Here is a 21,329-nt window from a genome sequence, read left to right as displayed (position 1 = left end):
CCGCGGCAACGCGCTCGCGCTGTCGGGCGACCTCGCCGGGGCGCTCGCGGCCTACGACGCGGCGCTGGCCCGCGACCCGGGCGACGAGGACGCGCTCGCCAACCGCGAGCTGGTCGCCCGCCTCGCCGAGGGGCCGCCCCCGCCCGGCGGCCGGGCGGCGGGCGAGGCCAACGCCCGCGCCGACCAGAGCACCCGCTACGCCACCCGCACCGCCTCGGACCCGAACGACCCCGGCAACAACTCGGTCGGCGAGGGGCTGGCGGGCAACCGCGAGGCCAGCGCCAGCGCCGATTCGCCCGGCACCTCGAAGGCGGCGCGGGCCGGGCAGGCCGAGCAGGCCCGGGTCGATCCCGGCCGCGGGCAGGCCCGCGGCTCGGCCGGCGACGCCGAGGGCGGCGGCCGCACCGGCGGCGGCAATGCCAGCGTGTCGCAGATCGCCGAGCGCGAGGCGCGCCGGATCTCGAAGAGCTTCGAGGCCAAGGAGATCCGCGCCGACCGGCACTGGCTGACGACGCTGCCCGACGATCCCGGCCGGCTGGTCAAGCTGCGGCTGCGGGCCGAGCGCAGCCGCCGCGAGGAGGCGGGAATCGCGGTCCAGCCCGGGAGCAACCCATGGTGAGCCGCCTCGTCCTCGCACTCCTCGCGCTCCTGGCGGCGGGGCCGGCCGCCGCGATCGAGGACGGCGACCTGACCCTGACGGTCACCGCCGAGACCGGCGGCGGCGCCACGCCCTACCCGCGCGAGATGGTGCTGCTGCGCATCCGCGGCACCTACCGGGCGCAGATCACCCTGGAGGAGTTGCGCCAGCCCGGATTGCAGCACTTCAGTTGGACCCAGCTCGGCCGTGACCGCTGGTTCAAGACCAGCATCCAGGGCCAGGAGGCGCGCGGCTTCGAGCGGGTGGTGGCGGTGTTTCCCCAACATGCCGGGCGCTTCACCATCGAGCCGTTCACCCACCGGCTCACCGTCGCGGAGGACGGCACCCGCCGGGTGATCGACGTGCGCTCGGCCCCCCTGCCCGTCGCGGTCGCGGACTGGACCGGCCCGGGCGGGCCGGACGCCAGGGAGCCGTGGTGGCTGCCGGCCGGGTCGGTGACCGTCACCGACGCCTGGAGCCCGGAGCCCGAGACCCTGAAGGTCGGCGAGTCCGCCCGCCGCACCGTGACGGTCGAGGCGAGCGGCCTGACCGCCGACGGGCTGCCGCCGCGCCCGGTGATGCGCACCCGCGGCGTGCTCACCTTCGCCGGGCCGACCGAGCGCCAGACGGTCATCACCCCCGCCGGCCCGCTGGCGCGGGCGACCTACCAGTGGGACGTGCGCCCCGGCGTCGCCGAGCGCGTGACCCTGGAGGCGATCCGCATCCCGTGGTTCGACACCGGCGCCCGCACCCTGCGGGAGGCCGAGATCCCGGCCCGGATCGTCGGCAGCCGGCCGGCGCCGGTCGCCGACGAGGCGCCGGCGCCGACGCCCTCCCCGCTCCGCGCCGCCCTGGTCGGGCTCGCGGCGTTCCTGGCCGGGTTGGCGCTGTGGCGCGCCTGGACCCGTCCGCCCTCGCCGCTCGCGCTTGCCCTGCGCCCCCTGCGCCGTGCCGCCCGCCGGGGCGACGCCGCCGGCCTGCGCGCCGGGATCGCCGCCCTCGCCCGCACCGCGCCGGCCCTGGTCGCCGGCTGGCGGACCGACCCGCGCGCCGGGCCGGAACTGGCGGCCTTCGACCGGGCGCTGTTCGGCGCGGGAACCGGGCCGGTGCCGGACCTGCGCCGGCTGGTGCGGGTGCTGGAGCGGGCGGCGGGGGATAGCCATCCGGGCGCCCCGGGGCGAACCCTCCCCCCCTCTGCGGGGGAGGGTGCCCGGCGAATGCCGGGCGGGAGAGGGGACGCCGCCTCCGGAGACGTCGCGACCGCGGTGACGCGCGCCAAATCCTGAGCTGTTGCGATCCCCTCTCGGCGGGACTTCGTCCCGCTGCGCTCGCTCCGCTCGCCACCCTTCCCCGCAGAGGGGGGAGGGTCGGAGCCCGGCCCGGGTTGCCGGAGCCCCCTCGACGGGCGAAACACCCCGCCGCCGGCCCCGTGCCGGCCGACCCGCAACACCGAACCGGGGAGCCTCCCATGCCCGACCTCACCCGCCGCGCCGTCGTCATCGGGGCCGGCCTCGGCCTCCTGCCGGGGACCGCCCGGGCCGACGCCGCCGACGCGCTCGCCGCCCTGGAGCGGAAGGACGGCGGCCGGCTCGGCGTCGCGGTGCTCGACACCGGCAGCGGGCGGCGCCTGGAGCACCGGGCGGGCGAGCGCTTCCCGCTGTGCAGCACCTTCAAGGCGGTGGCCGCCGCGGCGGTGCTGGCGCGGGCCGATGCCGGCGAGGACAGCCTGGAACGCAGGATCGCCTACGGCCCGGGCGACCTCCTGGACTACGCGCCGGTCACCCGCGAGCGGGTGAGGGAGGGCGGGATGAGCCTCGCCGACCTCTGCGCCGCCGCGGTGGTGTGGAGCGACAACACCGCCGCCAACCTGATGCTCGCGACCTTCGGCGGCCCGGAGGGCCTGACGGCCTTCATCCGCCGGCAGGGCGACGCGGTCACGCGGCTCGACCGCACCGAGCCGACCCTCAACGAGGCCGCGCCGGGCGATCCCCGCGACACCACGAGCCCGACGGCGATGGTCGGCCTGCTCGGGCGCCTGCTCCTCGGCGACGCCCTCGCGCCGGCCTCGCGCGAGCGGCTGATCGGCTGGATGGTCGCGAGCCCGACCGGCGCCAAGCGGCTGCGGGCGGGGCTACCCCCGGATTGGGTGGTCGGCGACAAGACCGGGACCGGCGAGAACGGCACCGCCAACGTGGTGGCGCTGGTGCGCCGCCCGAACGCCGCGCCGCTGCTGGCTGCGGTCTACCTCACGGGCTCGCCGGCGACGCCCGACGCGCGCAACGCCCTGCACGCCGAGGTCGGCCGGCTGGTGGCCGCGACCTTCGCCGCCGGCTAAGACCGGGCGAGCCCACACCCGGACCGCCCGATGTCGAAGACCACCCGCGCCACCCAGGCCCTCGTCCGCGCCGGCGTGCCCCACAGCGTCCACGCCTACGCCTACGACCCGGACGCGCCGCGGATCGGCCTCCAGGCGGCCGAGGCTCTCGGGGTCGCGCCCGCGCAGGTGTTCAAGACCCTGATGGCGCTCGCTGACGGCAAGCCGGTCTGCGCGCTCGTGCCCTCCGACCGCGAGGCGTCGCTCAAGAAGCTCGCGGCGGCGTTCGGCGCCAAGTCGGCCGCGATGATGCGCCCGGCCGATGCCGAGCGGGCGACCGGCTACCATGTCGGCGGGATCAGCCCGCTCGGCCAGAAGCGGGCGGTGCCGACCCTCGTCGACGCCTCGGCGCTCGGCCAGGAGGCGATCTTCGTCAATGGCGGCCAGCGCGGGCTCCAGGTCCGGCTCGCGCCGGGCGACCTCGTCGCGCTGCTCGGTGCGCGGACCGCCGCCGTAACTGACGATTAACCGTCGGGTGGTCAGGCTCGGGGGCAGGAACGGCGGTGCGGACGACGAAGGGGCGCGGGATCCCCCCTCTCCCGAGTGGGAGAGGGGCCGGGGGTGAGGGTGGCTCGGGTTCAGGATGAGATGCGGACCGTCGAGCTGCGCAGCTCGACCTTCGAGCCGTTTTCGGAACCGTCTCCACCCTCACCCCTACCCCTCTCCCACTCGGGAGAGGGGATCCCGCGCCCATTTTTTCGCATGCTGTCCAAGCGGCCACAGGACAGGAGTCTAGAATGCGACGCGGCGGCTGGCTCTGGGGCGCGGCTCTCCTCGCCCTGTGTGGTCCCGCCGGCGCGGCCGACCTGCTCGGGCCCCTCCCCCCGCCCGCCATCGAGGCGATGCCGCGCTACTTCCCCCGCGGCGACGGCGAGCCGTCCCCGGGCAGCTTCCGGCTGCCGCGGCCGGCGGTCCCGGTCCGCTGCCCGCTCGGCTACGGCACGATCCCGACCAACGCCCCGGAGGATCCGAGCTACGTCGGCTCGGCCTACGGCCTGTCCAAGCCGAGCTACTACGGCTTCACCCCGCCGCTCGGGGTCGACGATCCCTACGGCCGGCGCCTGCGTCCGTGCTCATGACGAGGCGGCATGCGCCCGCTGCGCCCCCGCCCCCTGATCGCCGGCGGCCGGGTGGTGTAGGACGGTCGCCCCGCGGCGGCAGGCCGCCCGCCGCACCCCCAGGGACCCGCCGTGACGGCCTTCCTCGTCCTGCTCCTCGCCTACACGATCAGCCAGTTCGACCGCGGCTTCCTGGCGATCGTGGCGCCGGATCTCGGGCGCGACCTCGGGCTGAGCGCCGCCGACCTCGCGATCCTGTCGGCGTCGTGGTTCGGCGCCTTCGCGGCCGGGCAGGTCCCGACCGGGCTGTGCCTCGACCGGTTCGGTCCGCGCGGCACCGTGGCGGGGTTCCTGGTGCTGGCCGCCCTCGGCGGCGCGGTGCTGGCGCTCGCCCACGGCTTCGGGATGGCGCTCGCCGCGATGGTGCTGATCGGGTTTGGCTGCGCCCCGGCGCTGATGGGCGGGCTCTACCTGTTCGGCCGGCTCTACCCGCCCGGACGCTTCGCGATGCTGTCCTCAATGATGATCGGGCTCGGCACCGCCGGCGACATCCTCGGCTCGGCGCCGCTGGCGCTCGCGGTGCGGGCCTTCGGCTGGCGCCCGATCCTCGCCGCGCTCGCCGTCCTCACCGCCGCGACCGCGGCGCTCATCGTCGCGCTGATCCGCGACCCGCCCCGGCTCAACGCGCCGGGCACGCCGGGACAGGCCGGGCCGTCCCTGCTCGGCGGATTCGCCGCCGTCGCGGCGATGCGGCCGTTGTGGTTCATCTTCCCGGTCGTGTTCGTGAGCTACGCGGTGGTGATCGCGACCCGCTCGCTATGGGTCGGCGGCTATTTCGCCGAGGTGCACGGCTTCGACACGCTGGCGCGCGGCAACGGCACCCTGGCGATGAGCGTCGCGATGGCGCTCGGCGGCATCGGCTACGGCCCGCTGGAACGGTGGGTCGGCGAGCCCAAGCGCACGGCGCTCGCCGGCTGCCTCGTCACCGGGCTCGCCTTCGTGGCGCTCGGGCTCCTCGGCGCCCGCTCCCCGGCCGGGGCGGTGGCGCTGCTGGCGCTGATCGGCGCCGCCGGGCTGAGCTACGCGATCCTGATGGCGCATGGGCGGCTGTTCTTCCCGGCCCATCTCCTCGGCCGCGGCGTCGCGCTGATGAACATCGTGTTCATGGGCGGCGCCTGCGCGGTCCAGGCGCTCTCGGCGGCGTTCGTGCTGCGGGCCGGGGGCCTCGATCCGGCGACGCTCTACGGCCGCCTTTTTCTCGCCTTCGGCCTCGCCCTGCTCGCCGCGACCGCGCTCTACGCCCGGGCGCCGCAGGCGCCGGTCAGCGCTCCGCCTCGGCCGGCGTGCGCGCCCGCAGCGCCAGGGCGTGCAGACCCCGCGTGAACGCCTCGTCGAGGAGCGCGTTCACCATCCGGTGCCGCTCGACGCGGCTCTTTCCCTCGAAGGCCGCCGACACCACATCGACGTTGAAGTGCGTTTCCCCGCCCTCGCGCCAGCCGGCATGCCCGGCATGGCGGTGGGACTCGTCCTCGACGGTGAGGGCGAGCGGCGCCAGCCGCTCCTCCAGCGTCGTCCTGATCCAGGTTTCCAGACTCATCGCTACTCCTTCGGTTCCGGGTCCGTTCCGGGCGTCAAGCCGTCCGGCGGCGCCTGCGGCATCAGGCCCGGAGCCCTTGTGTCACGCTTCCCTCCCCTCATAATCGCCCCGTCATGGATCTCAACTCGCCCCTGTTCGACCGCATCCGCATCAAGCCGACCTGCGACGACGCCAAGCCGTCGGCGGGGCCGGGATGCGAGCGGCCCGGCTGCGCCCGGCCCGGCCTCTACCGGGCGCCCAAGGGCCGCAAGCAGGAGGGCCAGTACTGGCGCTTCTGCATGGACCACGTGCGCGAGTACAATGCGTCGTACAACTACTTCGCCGGGATGAACGACGCGGCGGTCCAGGCCTTCCAGAAGGACGCGATGATCGGCCACCGGCCGACCTGGACCATGGGCGTCGGCCGCGGCGAGGCGAAGCCCGAGGCCGCGACCCGCGACTGGGACTACGTCGACCCCCTGGGCGTCCTGCGCGCCGCCGGCGTCGGGCCGCAGGGGCGCCAGAAGGCCGAGCCGCAGCCGCCGCGCTTCTCGGCGCCGGTGCGCAAGGCCCTCGACGTGCTCGGCCTCGACGAGACCGCCGACGCGGCGGCGATCAAGGCGCAGTACAAGGTGCTGGTGAAGCGCTTCCACCCCGACGCCAACGGCGGCGACCGCTCGTTCGAGGACCGCCTGCGCGACATCATCCGCGCCCACGACACCCTGCGCGCCGCCGGGATGTGTTAGACGGAAACCGGCTCCAAACCTCTGAATTTACGGCCAAGATCTTAATCGCGGGATCCCCTCTCCCACTCGGGAGAGGGGAGGCGCGCCACAGAGAATGCCGCCTTCGACGAGCGGAACGGATGCAGACGACCGCCGCCCCGTTTCATCCGTGAGGGACGGCAAAGCAGGTGAACAACTGATACGTTTTCCCCTGATGGTCACGTCCGGACAGCGTATCCGCAGCCCGCGCGGCGTCTGAGCGAAGCCGAAAACTGCATCGCGACAGCGATCGATCGGATATCGCATCACCGGGCCGCGCTGCCCACGGGGTTGAACCCCGCGACCGATCCGTCGATGCTCCTGCCCCATCGGCAACGGCCTGGGGATACGGCATGGCGATCATCGGGATCGATCTCGGCACCACCAACTCCGCCGCGGCGGTGTGGACGCCGGAGGGGCCGCGCCTGATCCCGAACGCGGTCGGCGAGCCGCTCACGCCCTCGGTGGTCGGGCTCGATTCCGACGGGTCGGTGCTGGTCGGCCGCGCCGCGCGCGAGCGCCTCGCGACCCATCCCGAGCGCACCGTCGCCTCGTTCAAGCGCTGGATGGGCTCGGGCCACGTCGCCCGCCTCGGCCGCGGGCAGAGCTTCCGGCCGGAGGAACTCTCGGCGCTGGTGCTCAAGAGCCTCAAGGCCGACGCCGAGGCGCATCTCGGCACCGCCCTCGCCGAGGCGGTGATCTCGGTCCCCGCCTACTTCAACGACATCCAGCGCAAGGCGACGCTCGACGCGGCGCGGCTCGCCGGCCTGCCGGTGGAGCGGCTGGTCAACGAGCCGACCGCCGCCGCCCTCGCCTACGGCGTCGAGAGCCGGCGCGAGGGCGCAGTGCTGGTCTTCGACCTCGGCGGCGGCACCTTCGACGTGTCGCTGCTCGAACTCTACGAGGGCGTGATGGAGGTGCGCGCCACCGCCGGCGACGTCGCGCTCGGCGGCGACGACTTCACCGCCCTCCTCGCCGGGCTGATCGCCGCCGACCAGGGCATCGCCCTCGACGGCGCGCTGCCGCCCGGCGAGCGCGCCCGGGTCCTGCGCGTCGCCGAGGCGGTCAAGCGCGGCCTCACCGGCGCGCCGGAGACCCGCTACGAGATCCTGCTCTGCGACCGGGTCCGCCAGGGGGCCGTGGCGCGGGCGCGGTTCGAGGAGGCGGCGGCCCCGCTGCTCCACCGCCTGCGGGCGCCGCTGGAGCGGGCCCTGACGGATTCCGGCAAGCGGCTGGCCGACCTCGACGGGGTGGTGCTGGTCGGCGGCGCGACCCGGATGCCGGTGATCCGCAGCCTCGTCGCCCGGCTGTTCGGGCGCCTGCCGCTGGTCCATGTCGATCCCGACACCGTCGTGGCGCAGGGCGCCGCGGTCCAGGCCGGGCTCAAGGCCCGCCACGCCGCCCTCGACGAGGTGGTGATGACCGACGTGTGCCCGTTCACCCTCGGCATCGCCGTCACCGAGAACGCCCGCACCGCCGCCGCGACCCAGGTCATGCTGCCGATCATCGAGCGCAACGCCGCCGTGCCGGTGAGCCGGGCCCACGCCGTGACGACGATCCACGACGACCAGACCCGGATCGCCGTGCAGGTCTTCCAGGGCGAGAGCCTGCGCCCGGACGACAACGTCGCGCTCGGCGAGATCCCCGTCACCGTGCCGAAGGCGCCGGCCGGGGCCGAGACCGCCGAGGTGCGCTTCACCTACGACATCAACGGCGCCCTCGAGGTCGAGGTCGCGGTGCTCTCGACCGGCCTGCGCCACCGGCAGGTGTTTCGCAACGGCGCCAACCTCGACGAGGCCGAACTCGACGCCCGCTTCGCCGCGCTCGCGGCGATCAAGCTCGCGCCCCGGGATCAGGCCGAGAACCGCGCCCTTCTCGCCCGCGCCGAGGCGCTCTACGCCGAGCTGCGCGGCGAGATGCGCCAGCACGTCGCCGAGCGGGTGGCGCGGTTCGAGCGCGCGATCACCGAGGCGTCGGGCGCCGATGCCGCCGCGGTGCGGGCGGCCTTCGCCGCCGACCTCGACCGCCTCGACGACCACCGCTTCCGGTTCTGAGGCGCCGGATGACCGACGCCGCCTGGGCCCTGCTCGACCTCGCCCCGACGCGCGACGCCGCCGCGATCCGCCGCGCCTATGCCCGCCGCCTCAAGCAGACCCGGCCGGACGACGACCCCGAAGGATTTCAGGCGCTGCTCGCCGCCCGCGACCGGGCGCTCGCCGAGGCCCGGCGCGACCCGCCGGACGAGCCCGCCGAGCCGGGCGACGACGCCCCGCCGGTGCCGGAGCCGGCGGCGGCCTTCTCCCCCGCCGCGGCGCCGGAGCCTGCACCCGAGGTGATCGCCGCGCCGGTCGTGCGCGACCTGGATCCACAGGTCGAGGACGTGACCCCGCCGGAGCCGCCGTCTCCGGTGGTGGTCGACGTGGCGCCCCTGGAGGCGGGCGGGGCGGACTGGGCGCAGGCCTTCCACCTCGCCGAACACCTGCCGCCCCTCGACCGGGGCGCCGGCGACGACCTCGCGGACTGGCTCGCCCGGGCGCGGCGGCTGCCGCACGAGCCGCGCCGGGACCTGGAGGCGGCGCTGCTGCAGGCGCTGTTCGCGGCGTGGCGGGAGCCGGACGGCCGGCTCACCGCCCGCCGCGTCGCCGCGACCCGGCCGGCGCTGCTGCTGGCCGCGCCGGTCTTCGGCTGGCCGCGGGAGGACGCGGTGCTCGCCGCCAGCCTGCCACCCGGCGATGCCGCCCTCGCCGTCCAGGTGATGCGCGACGTGCTGCCGCCCGATCCCGACGACCCGGCGACGGTGCTGGTCTGGGCCGGCCCCGGGACTCGCCTGCCGCTCGGGTCCGGCGACGCCCGGGCCTTCCTCGACGGGCATCCGCGGGCGCTCGCCGTCTACGAGGCGCTGCGCCGGCGCGCCCCCGTCCCGCGCCGTGTCCCGGTCCTCGCGCTGCTGGCGCCGCATCTGTGGGCGATCGCGCACCGGCGCTGGGGCACGGCGCTCGCGGTCCTCTCCGGGCTGTGGCTGTCCTTTGGCCTCTCGGTGCTCGCCACCGAGGGCGAGGTGGAGGGCGTCGCGGCCGGCGTGGTCGGGCTTCTCGCGCTCGCGGTGTGGATCGGCACCGCCGGCGCGACGGCGTGGTGGGCCGACCGGATTCTCGTCGGCGGAGCCGCCCGCGCCGCCCGGCGCGCCGGCCGCAAGGGAGTCTACGCGCCGGGCGAGCGCGCGGCCCGTCTGCGGAAGGCCAGCGTCCCGATCGGAATCTGGAACTGGCTCCTCCTCGCGTGGTTCGGGGCGTTCCCGCTCCTGTTCCCGTATGCCGGGCTCATCAGCCTCGCCGACCGCCTCGCCCGCGGCCGGTGAACGGTCGTCCGGCTTCCGAGCGACGGCTCCGCGACCCGGGCACGCGACTTGAACACGCGACTTGGGCGACCTGACTTGGGCGACCTGACTTGGGCGACCTGACTTGGGCGACCTGACTTGGGCGACCTGACTTGGCGACCGTCTTCGCTCGGCCGCCGCGCGACGCGACGGCCCGTGCGGGATCCTCGCTCCCCCGCGCCTCTCCGACTCCCCGGGGAGGAGACGCCGCCGGCTCCTCCGGGATGGCCCGGCGCAGCCCGGGGACGGATTTTGCAATCGGGCGTCGATTCCGTATTGCTGCGCCGACGCGGGCCCGGCCCGTTCGAGGTTTGGGGCTGTGATGGTCGTTGCGTTGTTCGTCCTCGCCCTGGCGATGCTGCTCGGCGGCCTTGCCAGCGTGGTGCAGGGGATCCCTTACGTGCGGCTGGAGGTCGGCTGGACGATGGTGATCGCCGGCAGCGTGGCGGCCTCCGGCGGGGCGGTCGTGCTCGGCCTCGCGGCTCTGCTGGGCCGCCTGCGCCGGATCGAGCTGGCGCTGCGCGACGCGCCCCGCCCGGCCGAGCGCCGGGACCCCGCCCCCGCGCCGATCCGGCCCGAGCCGCCCACCCTGCCGCCGGCTGCCCCCATGCCCGCCAGCCTCATGCCCGCCAGCCCCATGCCCGCCGCCGCCATGCCCGCCGCTCCCACGCCGCCCGCGCCGGCGCACCCGCCGGTGGCCGCGATGCTCGGCGGGGCCGGCGTCGCCGGTGCGGCCGCCCTCGCCGCCGGCGTGTCGGACGGGAAACCCGCGCCGGGCCGGTCCGAGCCGACCTTCGATCCGCCGGCCGATCGCCTCCCGGAACCGGCCGCGCCCCGTGACGACGCGGCCGCGGCGGCCGCCGAGCTGCGGCTGAACCGGGCCGAGCCCGAGCCGTTCGAGTTGCCGATGCCCGAGCCCGCCGAGCCGGCCCCGCCGCCGGAGACCGCGCCCGAGACGGTGCCGGAGCCCGGGACTGTGCCGGAGCCCGAAGCGCCGCCGGCCGAGGAGGAGAACGCGATCGTCGGCACCTATGCGTCGGGGGGCAACACCTACGCGATGTTCGCCGACGGCACGATCGAGGCCGACACGCCGGGCGGCAAGTTCCGGTTCCGGTCGCTCGACGAACTCAAGGCGTTCATCGCCGAGGGCGGCGAGGGCGGAGAGTCGCGCACCCGGCCGGCATGACCCCGGCGCTCACAGCGCCGCGAGCGCGCTGTTCGCCGGCGTGCGCGGCGGCAGCGGCGCCGACATGGTGAGCCGCAGGCCCTCGGGTGCGTAGTCGATCGCGACGTCGGCCTGGACCTGGGTCGTCAGCACCCGCTGCAGCAGCCGCGAACCGAAGCCGCGCCGGGTCGGCGCGGCGACTCGCGGTCCGCCGCTCTCGCGCCACTCGAACCGCAGCCGGTCCCGCGGCTCGCCGGGCTCCAGGCTCCAGCGGATCGTCACCCGGCCGCGGGGCGTCGAGAGCGCGCCGTACTTCGCCGCGTTGGTGGTGAGCTCGTGGATCGCCATGCCGATCGGCACCGCCACCTCCGAGGCGAGGTCGACCGCCGGCCCGTCGAGGACGATGCGCCCGCCCGTCTTCGGCTCGAACCCACCGTCGCCGTAGGGCCGCAGCTCGTTCTCCAGCAGGGTGCGCAGGGAGGCGGTCTGCCACACGTCCTCGGTCAGCACCGAATGGGTGTGGGCGAGCGACATGATCCGGCCGACGAACGCCTCGTAGAAGTCCTCGATGCTCGACGCGGTGCGGGCGGTGGAGCCGACGATCGCCTGCACGGTGGCGAGGGTGTTCTTCACCCGGTGGTGCAATTCGCGGATCAGCAGCGTCTGGCGCTCCTCGGCGAGGCGCCGGTCGGTGATGTCGGCCACGACCCCGATCAGGCGCCGCGGCAGGCCGCCGGGCGTGTCGCGCTCGAACCGGCCGGCCATCTCGATCGTCCGCCACGCGCCGTCGTCGGCCCGGCGGACCCGGCCGGAGGCGTGCAGCACCCCCTCGCCGTGCAGCGACGCCGCGACCGCGGCGCGGAAGGCCGGCCGGTCCTCGGGATGCATCGCGGTGCTGAAGAACTCGGTCATGCCGATGGTGCCGTCCTGGGGCCGGCGCCCGAAGATCTCCCACATGCGCTCGTTCTCCCAGATCGCCTGGTCGTCGAGCACGTGCCACTCGAAGATGCCGAGGGCGGCGACCGAGGTCGCGACCCGCAGGCGCTGTTCGCGCTCGTAGAGGGCGCGACGCGCCTCCTCGCGGGCGGTGACGTCCTGGACCACGCCGGCCATCCCGGACGGCGCCCCGTCGGGGCCCAGCGTCGCCTGCCCGCGGACCGAGACCCAGACCAGCGGCCCCGCCTCGCCGCGCCGGTAGCGGACCTCGACCGCGTAGGCGCGCCCGTCGGCGAGGGCCTCCTGCACCACCGAGCGCGCCCGCTCGGCGTCGTCCCGGTCGATCCGCAGCTTCATCGCCTCCCAGTCGACCGGTCGGCCCGCCGGCCAGCCGAGGATCTCGGCGGCGCGGTCCGACAGGGTGACCTCGCCGGTGCGGGCGTCGAGGCTCCAGTCGCCGAGGCCCGCGGCCGCGAGGGCGAGCCGCGTCTGGCCCGAGCGGGCCTCGGCGCCGGCATCGGCCCCCGCGACCGCCAGCACCCGGACGCCGTCGCGGACCTCGCCCGGGGTGACCCGGACCCAGACGGCGCGCCCGTCCGGCCGCCGCCAGCGTTCCTCGTCCGGCCCGGACAGGGGGCGGCCCGCGTCCCGGCGCAGGTCGGCGAGAGGTCGGCCGGTCAACTCCGCCGCGCTCGTGCCCAGCAGGGCGCACAGATGCGGGTTGGCCAGGACGATCCGGTCCTCGGGCGCCTGCACGCACAGGATGCCGACCGGCGCCGCCGCGAGGGCGATCCGGGACCATGGCCCCGCCGCCTCGCTTCGCCCTCCCGTGTCGTTCGCCGCCTCGTCGCGCAACTCGTCACTCATCGATCTCGGCCGGCCTCCGAACGGACCGCCGCCCCGGGCGTTGGGCCACCGCGTCCGGCCACCCGATCCCCGGGCAGGCCGCCCTTCGCCGTCTCGCGCCGATGCCGCCGAGGCTCGGCCGTCCGAGGATGATGACCCTCATGGCACTCAGCGACAAGGCTCTCTCGGTCTTCGCCTTCGCAGCCTATCACCAGTTGAACAGCGGACAGAAGGTCTCGAGCGTGATCCGACTCGACGGGGCCGGCCACGCCGCCGATCCGCAGGCGGTCGAGGAACTGGAGAAGGCCGGGCTGATCGACGCGAGCGAGACCGAGCTGACGTTCCGGCCCGGGGCCGAGGCGATGCTCGGCCGGGCGGTCGACGCCCTGCGCGGCACGCTCGCGTGAGCCGCGGCGCCCTCTTCTGAGCCGCGGCGCTTTCGCCTGATCTCACCCCTCGCGCCGGAAGGTGAGATAGGTCGGGCGCCGGCCGGTCGCGCTCATCTTGATCTCGTAGCGGGTGCCCGGCCAGTCCGGCCACGGCGCGGTCCAGTCGGCCGCCCGCGCCGCGGTCCAGCGCAGGGCCGGGCACCGGGCCGTCCGCACCAGGGTCCAGCCGGCGTAGTCGTCGATGTCGGAGGCGAAGCGGAACTCGCCGCCCGGGCGCAGCACCCGGGCGATCTCGGCGAGGCTCTCGTCGGAGACGAAGCGGCGCTTGCGCTGGCGGCGCTTGGGCCAGGGATCGGGATAGAGCAGGAAGACGCGCCCGAGGCTCGCGTCGGGCAGGCGCGGCAGCAGTTCCATCGCGTCGCGGTCCCAGACCCGCACGGCGTCGAGGTCCTGCTCCTCGACCGTGCGCAGGAGCTTGACCACGCCGTTGACGAACGGCTCGCAGCCGATGAGGCCGACCCGCGGGTGGCGGGCGGCCTGGGCGGCGAGGTGCTCGCCGCCGCCGAAGCCGATCTCCAGCCACACGTCGTCCACCGGCCGCGGGAACAGGGCGGCCGGATCGAGCGGCCCGTCGCCCTCCGGCACACGCAGGCGGGGCAGCAGGTCGTCGAGGCGGCCTTCCTGCACCGCCCGCAGGCGCTTGCCCTTGCGCCGGCCGTAGAAGGCGCGGCTCCGCTCGGGCGCCTCGGGGGAATCGTTCTGGGTCATCATGCGCGAGGAAGCGGGGGAGGCGGGTCCCCCTGAACGGGTTGCGGCGGAGTGGAAACCACTCCGCCGCAGCGAGTGTCGCGATCGGCCGGGCGCGGGGCGCGGCCGCGGGATCAGGCCAGGGCCGACTTCAGCGCCTGGACGAGGTCGAGCTTCTCCCACGAGAAGCCGCCGTCGGCGTCGGGCTCGCGGCCGAAATGGCCGTAGGCCGCGGTGCGGGCGTAGATCGGCTTGTTGAGGCCGAGATGGGTGCGGATGCCGCGGGGCGACAGGTCGAGGATGTCGCCGAGCACGCCCTCCAGCCGCGCCTCGTCGATCTCGCCGGTGCCGTGCAGGTCGACGTAGATCGACAGCGGCTTGGCGACGCCGATGGCGTAGGAGAGCTGGATCGTCGCCCGGCGGGCGAGGCCGGCCGCGACGACGTTCTTGGCGAGGTAGCGCGCCGCGTAGGCCGCCGAGCGGTCGACCTTGGTCGGGTCCTTGCCCGAGAACGCGCCGCCGCCGTGGGGGGCCGCGCCGCCGTAGGTGTCGACGATGATCTTGCGGCCGGTCAGGCCGCAATCGCCGTCGGGGCCGCCGATGACGAACTTGCCGGTCGGGTTGACGTGCCACGCCGTGTGGTCGCTGACCCAGGATTCCGGCAGCGCCGAGCGGATGTAGGGCTCGACGATGGCGCGCACGTCCTTCGAGTCGAGCGATTCGTCGAGGTGCTGGGTCGAGAGCACGATCTGGGTCGCCTCGACCGGGCGGCCGTCCTCGTAGCGCACCGTGACCTGGCTCTTAGCGTCGGGGCCGAGCTTGGCGGCGGGGCCCTGGCCGGCCTTGCGGGCGTCGGCGAGGTCCTTGAGGATCTTGTGGGCGTAGTAGATCGGCGCCGGCATCAGGGCCGGGGTCTCGTCGGTGGCGTAACCGAACATGATGCCCTGGTCGCCCGCGCCCTCGTCCTTGTTGCCGGCGGCGTCGACGCCCTGGGCGATGTCGGCGGACTGGGCGTGCAGGTAGATCTGGACGTCGTTGTTCTTCCAGTGGAAGCCGTCCTGCTCGTAGCCGATGTCCCTGACCGCCTGACGGGTCAGGTCCTCGAGGTCGGCGAAGGTCACCGATTCGGGGCCGCGCACCTCGCCGGCGATCACGATGCGGTTGGTGGTGGCGAGGGTCTCGACGCCGAGGCGGGCCTCGGGCATCGCCGCCAGATAGGCGTCGACGACGGTGTCGGAGATGCGGTCGCAGACCTTGTCCGGGTGCCCCTCGGACACCGATTCGCTCGTGAACAGGTAGTTGGAACGCGGCATGGGTCAGGCCCCTTGGGTCGGCGAGCGCGTCGTTCGCCGACGCATGGCTTCGCATCCTCGCTGGGGCGCGGTTGTGGCACCTGCCGCCGGACGGGTCAACGTGAAGGGGCGGATTTGTTCGCTTTACCGAACGCCACTCACCGGGCGGCGAGGGCGCGGTCGAGGGCCTGGACCATCGCGGCGAGGTCGCGGCGGCGGGCCGGGTCGAGATGGCTCCCGGCGGCGTCGGCCACCGCCCCGGCGAAGCCGGGCCACGAAGCGCCGTCCATCGGCGCCTGCGGCGGCTCGCCGAACCCGGCGACCAGCGGTTCGAGGCGCGGGATGCCGTCGAGGAAGTAGTCGATCGGCATGGCCAGCGCATGGCTGATCGCGTTCAGGTCGGTGGCGCTCAAGCGGTTGCTGCCCTTGAGGTATTTGCCGAGCTGCGACGGCGACATGCCGAGATGCCCCGCCAGCGTCTCGCGGGAGATGCGCCGGTTCAGGCGCAACTGCTCGATCCGCTCGCCGATCCGGACATCACGTTCGTCCGCGGGTCTGCCGGCCATGGGGGGTTCGCTGAAGGCTGCCGGCGCGCGGCGCCTGGGCATCGGTCGGGGATGACTCGATTGTTGTCGGCCGAACCTTGCGATGGGGTAAACGCCGCGCTCCGGCGGCGGAACGGGTTCGCCGGGTCGCACCGCGTCCGGGTCGGCGGAATCGGCCGCCCGGACTCAGCAGACTTGCGTTGGCACGCCAACGCTTCGTCCGCTTAGATTCTTGATCTGTCGCAGATTTTTGTCGCAAAACCGGCTACCACTTTTGCGAAATCTGCTTAGTCCCAATGACCCGGGCGGATCAGAACGGGCTCACGGGGAAGAAGCGCAGGTAGAGTTCCGCGTACTTGCCCTCGTCCCACAGCCGCTGGAGCGCGTCGTCGAGGGCGCGGGCGAGCGCCTCGTCCTCCGGCCGGGTGACGAGGCCGATGCCCTCGCCGAAATAGCGGTTCTCGAGGTAGTCGCCGCCCGTGAAGGCGCAGCAGCCCGCCGCCTCGGTGCCGCCGAGCCACAGGGCGAGGCCGACGCCGTCGGCGAACAGGTAGCCGATCTCGCCGCGCCTGAGCGCCGCCTCGGCGCTGGCGAGGTCCGGAAAAACCCGCGGCGAGGCTCGGAAGAACGCCTTGAGGTAGGCCTCGTGCGCGGTGCCGGCCACGACCCCGACACCGTGGCCGGCGAGCGCCTCGGCGGAGGGCGGGGGCAGGTTGCGATCGGTGCGGGCGACGAACCGGGCCGGCCAGCGGAAATACGGCCGGGTCGCGAGGAAGCGCTCGCGCAGGCCCGGCGTCAGCGGGATCGCGGCGGCGACCACGTCGCCCTGCTTGTCGGCGAGCGCATCGAGCAGCGTGTCGAAGCGCCGGGTCTGCACGGTGCAGGTCAGGGCGAGCTTCTCGCACACCGCCCGGGCGAGCTCGACCGAGAAGCCGGTCGGGTTGCCGTCAGGTCCGGCGAAGTGCAGCGGCGGAAACTCGTCGTCGGTGAGGAAGCGGATCGGCCGGGCGGCCTGGGGCGGCTCCGGACGCTCCAGCCGCGCCCGCGGGTTCCAGAAGTTCGGGATCGCGACTGGATCCTCGGCCGCCGCCGCCACCGCCGCGCCGGCCAGCAGGGCGGCGAGGCAGCCGGCGAGCCGCGCCGCGAACCACCGGCCCGGTTGACGCTGCGGCATCTGCGCCACGGTCGCGCGGAATCGGCGGGCGCGGAGCGCGGGATCTGTCTCGGGGGAGCGGAGGGCCATAGGCTCGCTCTAGCACGATCCCGCCGCCCCGGGAGGCCGTCCGCCATGTCGTTCCGGTCCCGTCCCGCCGTTCCGGCAGTTCCGCTCGACCTGCCGGCCGACCTGTCGTTCCTGCTCTGGCAGGGCGTGCGGCCCGAGCCGCTGATCCGGGCCGCCGCGCTCGCCCGGCGGGAGGGCACTGCCGGGGTCGACGCCCTGCTCGGCCATCGGCTGATGGACGAGGACGCCTACTACCGTGCCCTCGCCCGGGCGGTCGGGGCGCGCTACCTCGGCGCGCGGATCGAGCCCGGGCCGCTTGCCCGGTTCCCGCACGACGCGCTCGCCGGCGCGGTCGGCCTCGCCGGGGGCGGCGTCGCCGTGGCGCCGCGCGGCGCGGCGGCCGCCGCCGAGGCCGCGGAGGCGCTCGGGCGCCACCGCCCGGCCTGGGCCTACCGCCCCGGCCCGACGCCGCTCCAGACGCTGGCCGCCGCCCTCGTCCTGCTGTCCCTGCCGCCGCTCGCCGTGGCGCCGACGGTGGTGCAGCTCGGGCTCCTGACCGCCTTCAACCTGCTGCTTCTCGCCGCGACGACCTTCCGGCTCGCCGCCCTCGCGATCGAACCCGCGCCGGCGCCCGAACCGGCTCGGGACGACGCGGCGCTGCCGGTCTACACCGTGCTGGTCGCCCTGCACCGCGAGGCGGCGGTGGTGCCGGCCCTGCTGCGGGCGCTCGCCGCCCTCGACTACCCGGCCGCCAAGCTCGACCTGACGATCGTGATCGAGGAGGACGACGCCGACACCGCCGCGGCCCTGGCCGCCGCCCGGGACCTTGCCCGGTTCGAGGTCGTGGTGGCGCCCGCCGGGATGCCGCGCACCAAGCCGCGGGCGCTCAACGTCGCGCTGCCGCTCGCCCGCGGCGAGTACCTCGTCGTCTACGACGCCGAGGACGCGCCGGATTCGGGGCAGTTGCGCAGTGCCGCCGCGGCCTTCGCCGCGGCCCCGCGGCGGACCGCCTGCCTCCAGGGCCGGCTCGTCATCGACAACACCGACGATTCCTGGCTCACCCGCTGCTTCACCCTCGAATACGCCGCCCTGTTCGACGTGCTCGGTCCGGCGCTCTCGGCGTGGCGGCTGCCGGTGCCGCTCGGCGGCACCACGACCCATTTCCGCACCGAGGTGCTGCGCGCGCTGCACGGCTGGGACGCCTGGAACGTCACCGAGGATGCCGATCTCGGGATGCGGCTGGCGCTCGCCGGCTACCAGGTCGGCGACCTGCCGCTCGCGACCCTGGAGGAGGCGCCGTCCACGCTCCGGCCCTGGCTGCGCCAGCGCACGCGCTGGATGAAGGGCTTCCTCCAGACCGCGATCACCCACGGCCGCCATCCCGGCGACAACCTCCGGCGCCTCGGCCCCCTCGGCCTGCTCTGCGCCGCCTCGCTGATCCTCGGCACCGTGCTGTCGGCGCTGGTCTACCCGGTCCTGATGACCTGCGCCGCGTGGCGCTTCCTGACCCTGCCGCTCGACGGATCGGACCCGCTCGCGAGCTTCACCCTCGGGGTGAGTCTCGTGCTGTTCGCGGCCGGGCTCGGCGCGATGCTGCTGCCGGCGGCGCTCGGCTGCGTCCGGCGCGGCTGGTGGCGGCTGCTGCCCTGGGTCGCGGTGCTGCCGCTCTATTACGGCCTCGTCGGCGTCGCGGCCTGGCTCGGCGTCCTCGAACTGATCCGCGCGCCCGCCCGCTGGAACAAGACCGAGCACGGCCTCGCCCGCACCTCGCGCTCCGGGGCGCTGCGCCGAGACATTTCCCTTGCATCCCGACCGGCCTTGCGGCAATGAGCGGGCGCGCCGCGGCGCCCTAGGAGTGTAGCTCAACTGGTCAGAGCACCGGTCTCCAAAACCGGGGGTTGGGGGTTCGAGTCCCTCCACTCCTGCCAGGGCGGCGGATCCTTTCATTTTCCACGACGCAGCGGCGAACGGCATCGGCCCCGTCCGGTCCGGAGCCAGTCGACAAGCGCGATCACTTGCGCTAGACGCTGCGCCCATCCCAGATCGAACAGGGCGGCGGCGCGGGCTTGGGTTGTCCAGGCTCCGCGGCGCCGTTGGTTCGGGCGCGTTGGTTTTTGCGGCCATGGCATCGAACGAAGCGACGAAGAAACTCGACCTCGGCCGTTCCCCGGCCCGCAACGCCGCCGGCCGGACCGGCGGCGGCAGCGGTGGCGGCGGCACGCCCACCCCGCCGAGCCGCCCCGCGGCCAAGCGGGTCGGGCCGCTCGAATTCCTGAGCCAGGTCCGCGACGAGGGCCGCAAGGTCACGTGGCCGACCCGCAAGGAGACCCTCGTCACCACCCTGATGGTGTTCGTCATGGTGGTGGTGGCGAGCGTGTTCTTCACCGTGGTCGATCAGGTGCTGCGCTACGCCGTCACCCTCGTCCTGGGGATCGGGGCCTGAAACTGCATCGTTCCCCGTCGCCCCCGGGGCTGCCGCCGGCTAAACGTCGCGCAGGTCCGGAGCCGGGGCTGGAGTGAAACACCGTGTCGAAGCGCTGGTACATCGTCCACGCCTACTCGAACTTCGAGAACAAGGTCGCGCAGTCGATCAAGGATCAGGCGGCGCAGCGCGGCCTCACGGAGAAATTCGACGAGGTGATGGTCCCGACCGAGAAGGTCGTCGAGGTGCGCCGCGGCCGTAAGGTCGATGCCGAGCGCAAGTTCTTCCCCGGCTACGTGCTGGTGAAGTGCGACCTCACCGACGAGGTCTACCACCTCATCAAGAACACCCCGAAGGTGACGGGCTTCCTCGGCGCCGACAAGTCGAAGCCGGTGCCGATCCCCGACGCCGAGGCCGAGCGCATCAAGGGCCAGGTCCAGGAGGGCACCGAGCGCCCAAAGGCCACGATCTCGTTCGAGGTCGGCGAGCAGGTCCGGGTCGCCGACGGCCCGTTCGCCTCGTTCAACGGCGTCGTCGAGGAGGTCGACGACGGCCGCTCCCGCCTCAAGGTGGCGGTCTCCATCTTCGGCCGGGCGACCCCGGTCGAGCTCGAATTCGGTCAGGTCGAGAAGGTCTGATCGTTCCACGGGCCATGATCCGGCGGTGCGGACCCTCCGCCCGCCGCGATTCGCCCGTGTCACCCGCGGAAGGTCCGCCCGGTTCGCCGCCGGGAGCAGCGGACCGCACCGCGACCTGCAACCGCCCGCCCCCAGGGGCAGGGCAAACTTGGGAGCAGTCCCATGGCGAAGAAGATCACGGGCTACGTGAAGCTTCAGGTCCCGGCCGGCGCCGCCAACCCGTCGCCGCCGATCGGTCCCGCGCTCGGTCAGCGCGGTCTCAACATCATGGAGTTCTGCAAGGCCTTCAACGCGAAGACCTCGCAGATCGAGAAGGGCACCCCGATTCCGGTGATCATCACCGCGTATCAGGACCGCTCCTTCACCTTCGAGATGAAGCAGCCGCCGGTGTCGTTCTTCCTCAAGAAGGCGGCCGGCATGAAGATCGGCAAGAAGCCGGCGTCCGGCTCGAAGACCCCCGGCAAGGGCGCGCCCGCCGGCAAGATCTCCGAGGCGCAGCTGCGCGAGATCGCCGAGAAGAAGATGCCCGACCTCAACTGCGATTCGGTTGACTCGGCCGTCGCCATGATCCGCGGCTCCGCCCGGGCCATGGGTCTCGAGATCACGGCGTAAGGGGAGGGCACCATGGCACGTCAAGGCAAGCGCATCCGCGCCGCCCGCGAGGGCATCGACGCGACCAAGCTCTATCCGCTCGCCGACGCGGTGAAGCTGATCAAGGAGCGCGCCAAGGCCAAGTTCGACGAGACCTTCGAGGTCTCGATGAACCTCGGCGTCGATCCCCGCCACGCCGACCAGATGGTCCGCGGCGTCTGCAACCTGCCGAACGGCTCCGGCCGGACCGTGCGGGTGGCGGTGTTCGCCCGCGGCCCGAAGGCCGACGAGGCCCGCGCCGCCGGGGCCGACATCGTCGGCGCCGAGGACCTGCTCGAGACCGTCCAGGGCGGCACGATCGAGTTCGATCGCTGCATCGCCACCCCGGACATGATGCCGCTCGTCGGCCGCCTCGGTAAGGTGCTGGGCCCGCGCGGCCTGATGCCGAACCCGAAGGTCGGCACCGTCACCATGGACGTGAAGGGCGCGGTCGGCGCCGCCAAGGGCGGCGCGGTCGAGTTCCGCGTCGAGAAGGCGGGCATCATCCACGCCGGCATCGGAAAGGTGTCGTTCGACGACCAGAAGATCGTCGAGAACATCCGCGCCTTCGCCGACGCGGTCGCCAAGGCCAAGCCAGCCGGCGCCAAGGGCACCTACATCCAGCGCATCGCCGTCACCTCGACGATGGGCCCGGGCGTGAAGGTCGACCCGTCGAGCGTGCTCACCGCCTGACATCGGTGCCGGTCTGCAA

At 74.3% G+C, this 21,329-nt stretch carries 22 protein-coding genes and 1 tRNA gene; 17 read left to right on the top strand and 6 right to left on the bottom strand.

Translation table 11 applies throughout. The annotated features are described in order from the left end of the window. The 6 genes from EOE48_RS22530 to EOE48_RS22505 all read left to right on the top strand — a co-directional run. A partial coding sequence (locus EOE48_RS22530) for a hypothetical protein (protein ID WP_127733127.1) occupies positions 1–619 on the top strand: 619 nt, incomplete at its 5' end. After that, positions 613–1,923: a BatD family protein gene (locus EOE48_RS22525; RefSeq protein WP_127733126.1), complete on the top strand. Its 1,311-nt coding sequence runs from the start codon at positions 613–615 to the stop codon at positions 1,921–1,923. The genes EOE48_RS22530 and EOE48_RS22525, both read left to right, overlap by 7 nt. 182 nt (positions 1,924–2,105) lie before the next feature. Then, entirely contained in the window at positions 2,106–2,972 is an 867-nt protein-coding gene (bla, locus tag EOE48_RS22520; RefSeq protein ID WP_127733125.1) for a class A beta-lactamase, read from the top strand. A gap of 30 nt (positions 2,973–3,002) precedes the next feature. Continuing rightward, positions 3,003–3,479, top strand: a complete 477-nt coding sequence (gene ybaK, locus EOE48_RS22515) for a Cys-tRNA(Pro) deacylase (RefSeq protein ID WP_127733124.1) — start codon at positions 3,003–3,005, stop codon at positions 3,477–3,479. A 269-nt stretch (positions 3,480–3,748) separates the two neighbouring features. Next, complete coding sequence (locus tag EOE48_RS22510) at positions 3,749–4,090, top strand: hypothetical protein (protein WP_127733123.1); 342 nt, start codon at positions 3,749–3,751, stop codon at positions 4,088–4,090. A gap of 111 nt (positions 4,091–4,201) precedes the next feature. Next, the gene (locus tag EOE48_RS22505) at positions 4,202–5,452 is read left to right on the top strand and encodes an MFS transporter (protein ID WP_127733122.1); all 1,251 of its coding nucleotides are present in this window, start codon (positions 4,202–4,204) and stop codon (positions 5,450–5,452) included. On the opposite strand, the gene EOE48_RS22500 is transcribed toward EOE48_RS22505, so the two are convergent. Continuing rightward, positions 5,391–5,666: a BolA family protein gene (locus tag EOE48_RS22500; RefSeq protein WP_127733121.1), complete on the bottom strand. Its 276-nt coding sequence runs from the start codon at positions 5,664–5,666 to the stop codon at positions 5,391–5,393. The two genes, EOE48_RS22505 and EOE48_RS22500, sit on opposite strands and share 62 nt — an antisense overlap. A gap of 113 nt (positions 5,667–5,779) precedes the next feature. Here EOE48_RS22500 and EOE48_RS22495 point away from each other — a divergent pair, with 113 nt between their 5' ends. From EOE48_RS22495 to EOE48_RS22480, 4 genes are all read left to right on the top strand, one after another. After that, a complete protein-coding gene (locus EOE48_RS22495) occupies positions 5,780–6,391 on the top strand; it encodes a J domain-containing protein (protein ID WP_127733120.1) in 612 nt (203 codons plus the stop codon). 371 nt (positions 6,392–6,762) lie between these two features. Beyond that, positions 6,763–8,463: an Hsp70 family protein gene (locus EOE48_RS22490; RefSeq protein ID WP_127733119.1), complete on the top strand. Its 1,701-nt coding sequence runs from the start codon at positions 6,763–6,765 to the stop codon at positions 8,461–8,463. Positions 8,464–8,471: 8 nt separating this feature from the next. Further along, positions 8,472–9,767: a hypothetical protein gene (locus EOE48_RS22485; protein WP_127733118.1), complete on the top strand. Its 1,296-nt coding sequence runs from the start codon at positions 8,472–8,474 to the stop codon at positions 9,765–9,767. A 340-nt stretch (positions 9,768–10,107) separates the two neighbouring features. Further along, entirely contained in the window at positions 10,108–10,971 is an 864-nt protein-coding gene (locus EOE48_RS22480; protein ID WP_127733117.1) for a hypothetical protein, read from the top strand. 9 nt (positions 10,972–10,980) lie between these two features. On the opposite strand, the gene EOE48_RS22475 is transcribed toward EOE48_RS22480, so the two are convergent. Beyond that, positions 10,981–12,753 (bottom strand): HWE histidine kinase domain-containing protein, encoded by a 1,773-nt coding sequence (locus EOE48_RS22475; RefSeq protein ID WP_127733116.1) that lies wholly within the window; start codon positions 12,751–12,753, stop codon positions 10,981–10,983. Positions 12,754–12,893: 140 nt separating this feature from the next. Here EOE48_RS22475 and EOE48_RS22470 point away from each other — a divergent pair, with 140 nt between their 5' ends. Beyond that, positions 12,894–13,139, top strand: coding sequence for a hypothetical protein (locus tag EOE48_RS22470; protein WP_246154712.1), 246 nt, complete (start codon positions 12,894–12,896; stop codon positions 13,137–13,139). A gap of 42 nt (positions 13,140–13,181) precedes the next feature. Here the strand turns inward: EOE48_RS22470 and trmB are convergent, their stop codons facing one another. From trmB to EOE48_RS22450, 4 genes are all read right to left on the bottom strand, one after another. Next, entirely contained in the window at positions 13,182–13,892 is a 711-nt protein-coding gene (trmB, locus tag EOE48_RS22465) for a tRNA (guanine(46)-N(7))-methyltransferase TrmB (RefSeq protein WP_187371513.1), read from the bottom strand. A 110-nt stretch (positions 13,893–14,002) separates the two neighbouring features. Beyond that, positions 14,003–15,181 (bottom strand): methionine adenosyltransferase, encoded by a 1,179-nt coding sequence (gene metK / locus EOE48_RS22460; protein WP_127733114.1) that lies wholly within the window; start codon positions 15,179–15,181, stop codon positions 14,003–14,005. 137 nt (positions 15,182–15,318) lie between these two features. Continuing rightward, positions 15,319–15,726, bottom strand: coding sequence for a helix-turn-helix domain-containing protein (locus EOE48_RS22455; protein ID WP_127733113.1), 408 nt, complete (start codon positions 15,724–15,726; stop codon positions 15,319–15,321). Positions 15,727–16,015: 289 nt separating this feature from the next. Further along, a complete protein-coding gene (locus tag EOE48_RS22450; RefSeq protein WP_127733112.1) occupies positions 16,016–16,879 on the bottom strand; it encodes a transporter substrate-binding domain-containing protein in 864 nt (287 codons plus the stop codon). Positions 16,880–16,993: 114 nt separating this feature from the next. On the opposite strand from EOE48_RS22450, the gene EOE48_RS22445 reads away from it, so the two are divergent. The 6 genes from EOE48_RS22445 to rplA all read left to right on the top strand — a co-directional run bounded on the left by EOE48_RS22445 (position 16,994) and on the right by rplA (position 21,310). Further along, positions 16,994–18,757, top strand: a complete 1,764-nt coding sequence (locus EOE48_RS22445; RefSeq protein ID WP_127733111.1) for a glycosyltransferase family 2 protein — start codon at positions 16,994–16,996, stop codon at positions 18,755–18,757. Between the two features lie 21 nt (positions 18,758–18,778). Continuing rightward, a tRNA-Trp gene (locus tag EOE48_RS22440) sits at positions 18,779–18,855 on the top strand. A gap of 194 nt (positions 18,856–19,049) precedes the next feature. Then, positions 19,050–19,370 (top strand): preprotein translocase subunit SecE, encoded by a 321-nt coding sequence (secE, locus tag EOE48_RS22435; protein WP_127733110.1) that lies wholly within the window; start codon positions 19,050–19,052, stop codon positions 19,368–19,370. An 83-nt stretch (positions 19,371–19,453) separates the two neighbouring features. Continuing rightward, positions 19,454–19,987, top strand: coding sequence for a transcription termination/antitermination protein NusG (gene nusG / locus EOE48_RS22430; protein WP_127733109.1), 534 nt, complete (start codon positions 19,454–19,456; stop codon positions 19,985–19,987). Between the two features lie 162 nt (positions 19,988–20,149). Continuing rightward, positions 20,150–20,599, top strand: coding sequence for a 50S ribosomal protein L11 (gene rplK, locus EOE48_RS22425; RefSeq protein WP_127733108.1), 450 nt, complete (start codon positions 20,150–20,152; stop codon positions 20,597–20,599). 12 nt (positions 20,600–20,611) lie between these two features. Then, positions 20,612–21,310 (top strand): 50S ribosomal protein L1, encoded by a 699-nt coding sequence (gene rplA / locus EOE48_RS22420; RefSeq protein WP_127733107.1) that lies wholly within the window; start codon positions 20,612–20,614, stop codon positions 21,308–21,310. The last annotated feature ends 19 nt before the right edge of the window (positions 21,311–21,329 follow it).

Origin of the sequence: Methylobacterium oryzihabitans (assembly GCF_004004555.2) — a bacterium.
GTDB lineage: Bacteria > Pseudomonadota > Alphaproteobacteria > Rhizobiales > Beijerinckiaceae > Methylobacterium > Methylobacterium oryzihabitans.
Note: the sequence above shows the minus strand (reverse complement) of the source record. Positions and strands in the feature narration are given on the sequence as shown.

Bases quoted from the DNA above. Each gene is read 5' to 3' on its own strand.
- EOE48_RS22525 (WP_127733126.1), top strand. From the start codon at position 613: ATGGTGAGCCGCCTCGTCCTCGCACTCCTCGCGCTCCTGGCGGCGGGG.
- bla (WP_127733125.1), top strand. From the start codon at position 2,106: ATGCCCGACCTCACCCGCCGCGCCGTCGTCATCGGGGCCGGCCTCGGC.
- ybaK (WP_127733124.1), top strand. From the start codon at position 3,003: ATGTCGAAGACCACCCGCGCCACCCAGGCCCTCGTCCGCGCCGGCGTG.
- EOE48_RS22510 (WP_127733123.1), top strand. From the start codon at position 3,749: ATGCGACGCGGCGGCTGGCTCTGGGGCGCGGCTCTCCTCGCCCTGTGT.
- EOE48_RS22500 (WP_127733121.1), bottom strand. From the start codon at position 5,666: ATGAGTCTGGAAACCTGGATCAGGACGACGCTGGAGGAGCGGCTGGCG.
- EOE48_RS22495 (WP_127733120.1), top strand. From the start codon at position 5,780: ATGGATCTCAACTCGCCCCTGTTCGACCGCATCCGCATCAAGCCGACC.
- EOE48_RS22490 (WP_127733119.1), top strand. From the start codon at position 6,763: ATGGCGATCATCGGGATCGATCTCGGCACCACCAACTCCGCCGCGGCG.
- EOE48_RS22485 (WP_127733118.1), top strand. From the start codon at position 8,472: ATGACCGACGCCGCCTGGGCCCTGCTCGACCTCGCCCCGACGCGCGAC.
- EOE48_RS22480 (WP_127733117.1), top strand. From the start codon at position 10,108: ATGGTCGTTGCGTTGTTCGTCCTCGCCCTGGCGATGCTGCTCGGCGGC.
- EOE48_RS22475 (WP_127733116.1), bottom strand. From the start codon at position 12,753: ATGAGTGACGAGTTGCGCGACGAGGCGGCGAACGACACGGGAGGGCGA.
- EOE48_RS22470 (WP_246154712.1), top strand. From the start codon at position 12,894: ATGGCACTCAGCGACAAGGCTCTCTCGGTCTTCGCCTTCGCAGCCTAT.
- trmB (WP_187371513.1), bottom strand. From the start codon at position 13,892: ATGATGACCCAGAACGATTCCCCCGAGGCGCCCGAGCGGAGCCGCGCC.
- metK (WP_127733114.1), bottom strand. From the start codon at position 15,181: ATGCCGCGTTCCAACTACCTGTTCACGAGCGAATCGGTGTCCGAGGGG.
- EOE48_RS22455 (WP_127733113.1), bottom strand. From the start codon at position 15,726: ATGGCCGGCAGACCCGCGGACGAACGTGATGTCCGGATCGGCGAGCGG.
- EOE48_RS22450 (WP_127733112.1), bottom strand. From the start codon at position 16,879: ATGCCGCAGCGTCAACCGGGCCGGTGGTTCGCGGCGCGGCTCGCCGGC.
- EOE48_RS22445 (WP_127733111.1), top strand. From the start codon at position 16,994: ATGTCGTTCCGGTCCCGTCCCGCCGTTCCGGCAGTTCCGCTCGACCTG.
- secE (WP_127733110.1), top strand. From the start codon at position 19,050: ATGGCATCGAACGAAGCGACGAAGAAACTCGACCTCGGCCGTTCCCCG.
- rplK (WP_127733108.1), top strand. From the start codon at position 20,150: ATGGCGAAGAAGATCACGGGCTACGTGAAGCTTCAGGTCCCGGCCGGC.
- rplA (WP_127733107.1), top strand. From the start codon at position 20,612: ATGGCACGTCAAGGCAAGCGCATCCGCGCCGCCCGCGAGGGCATCGAC.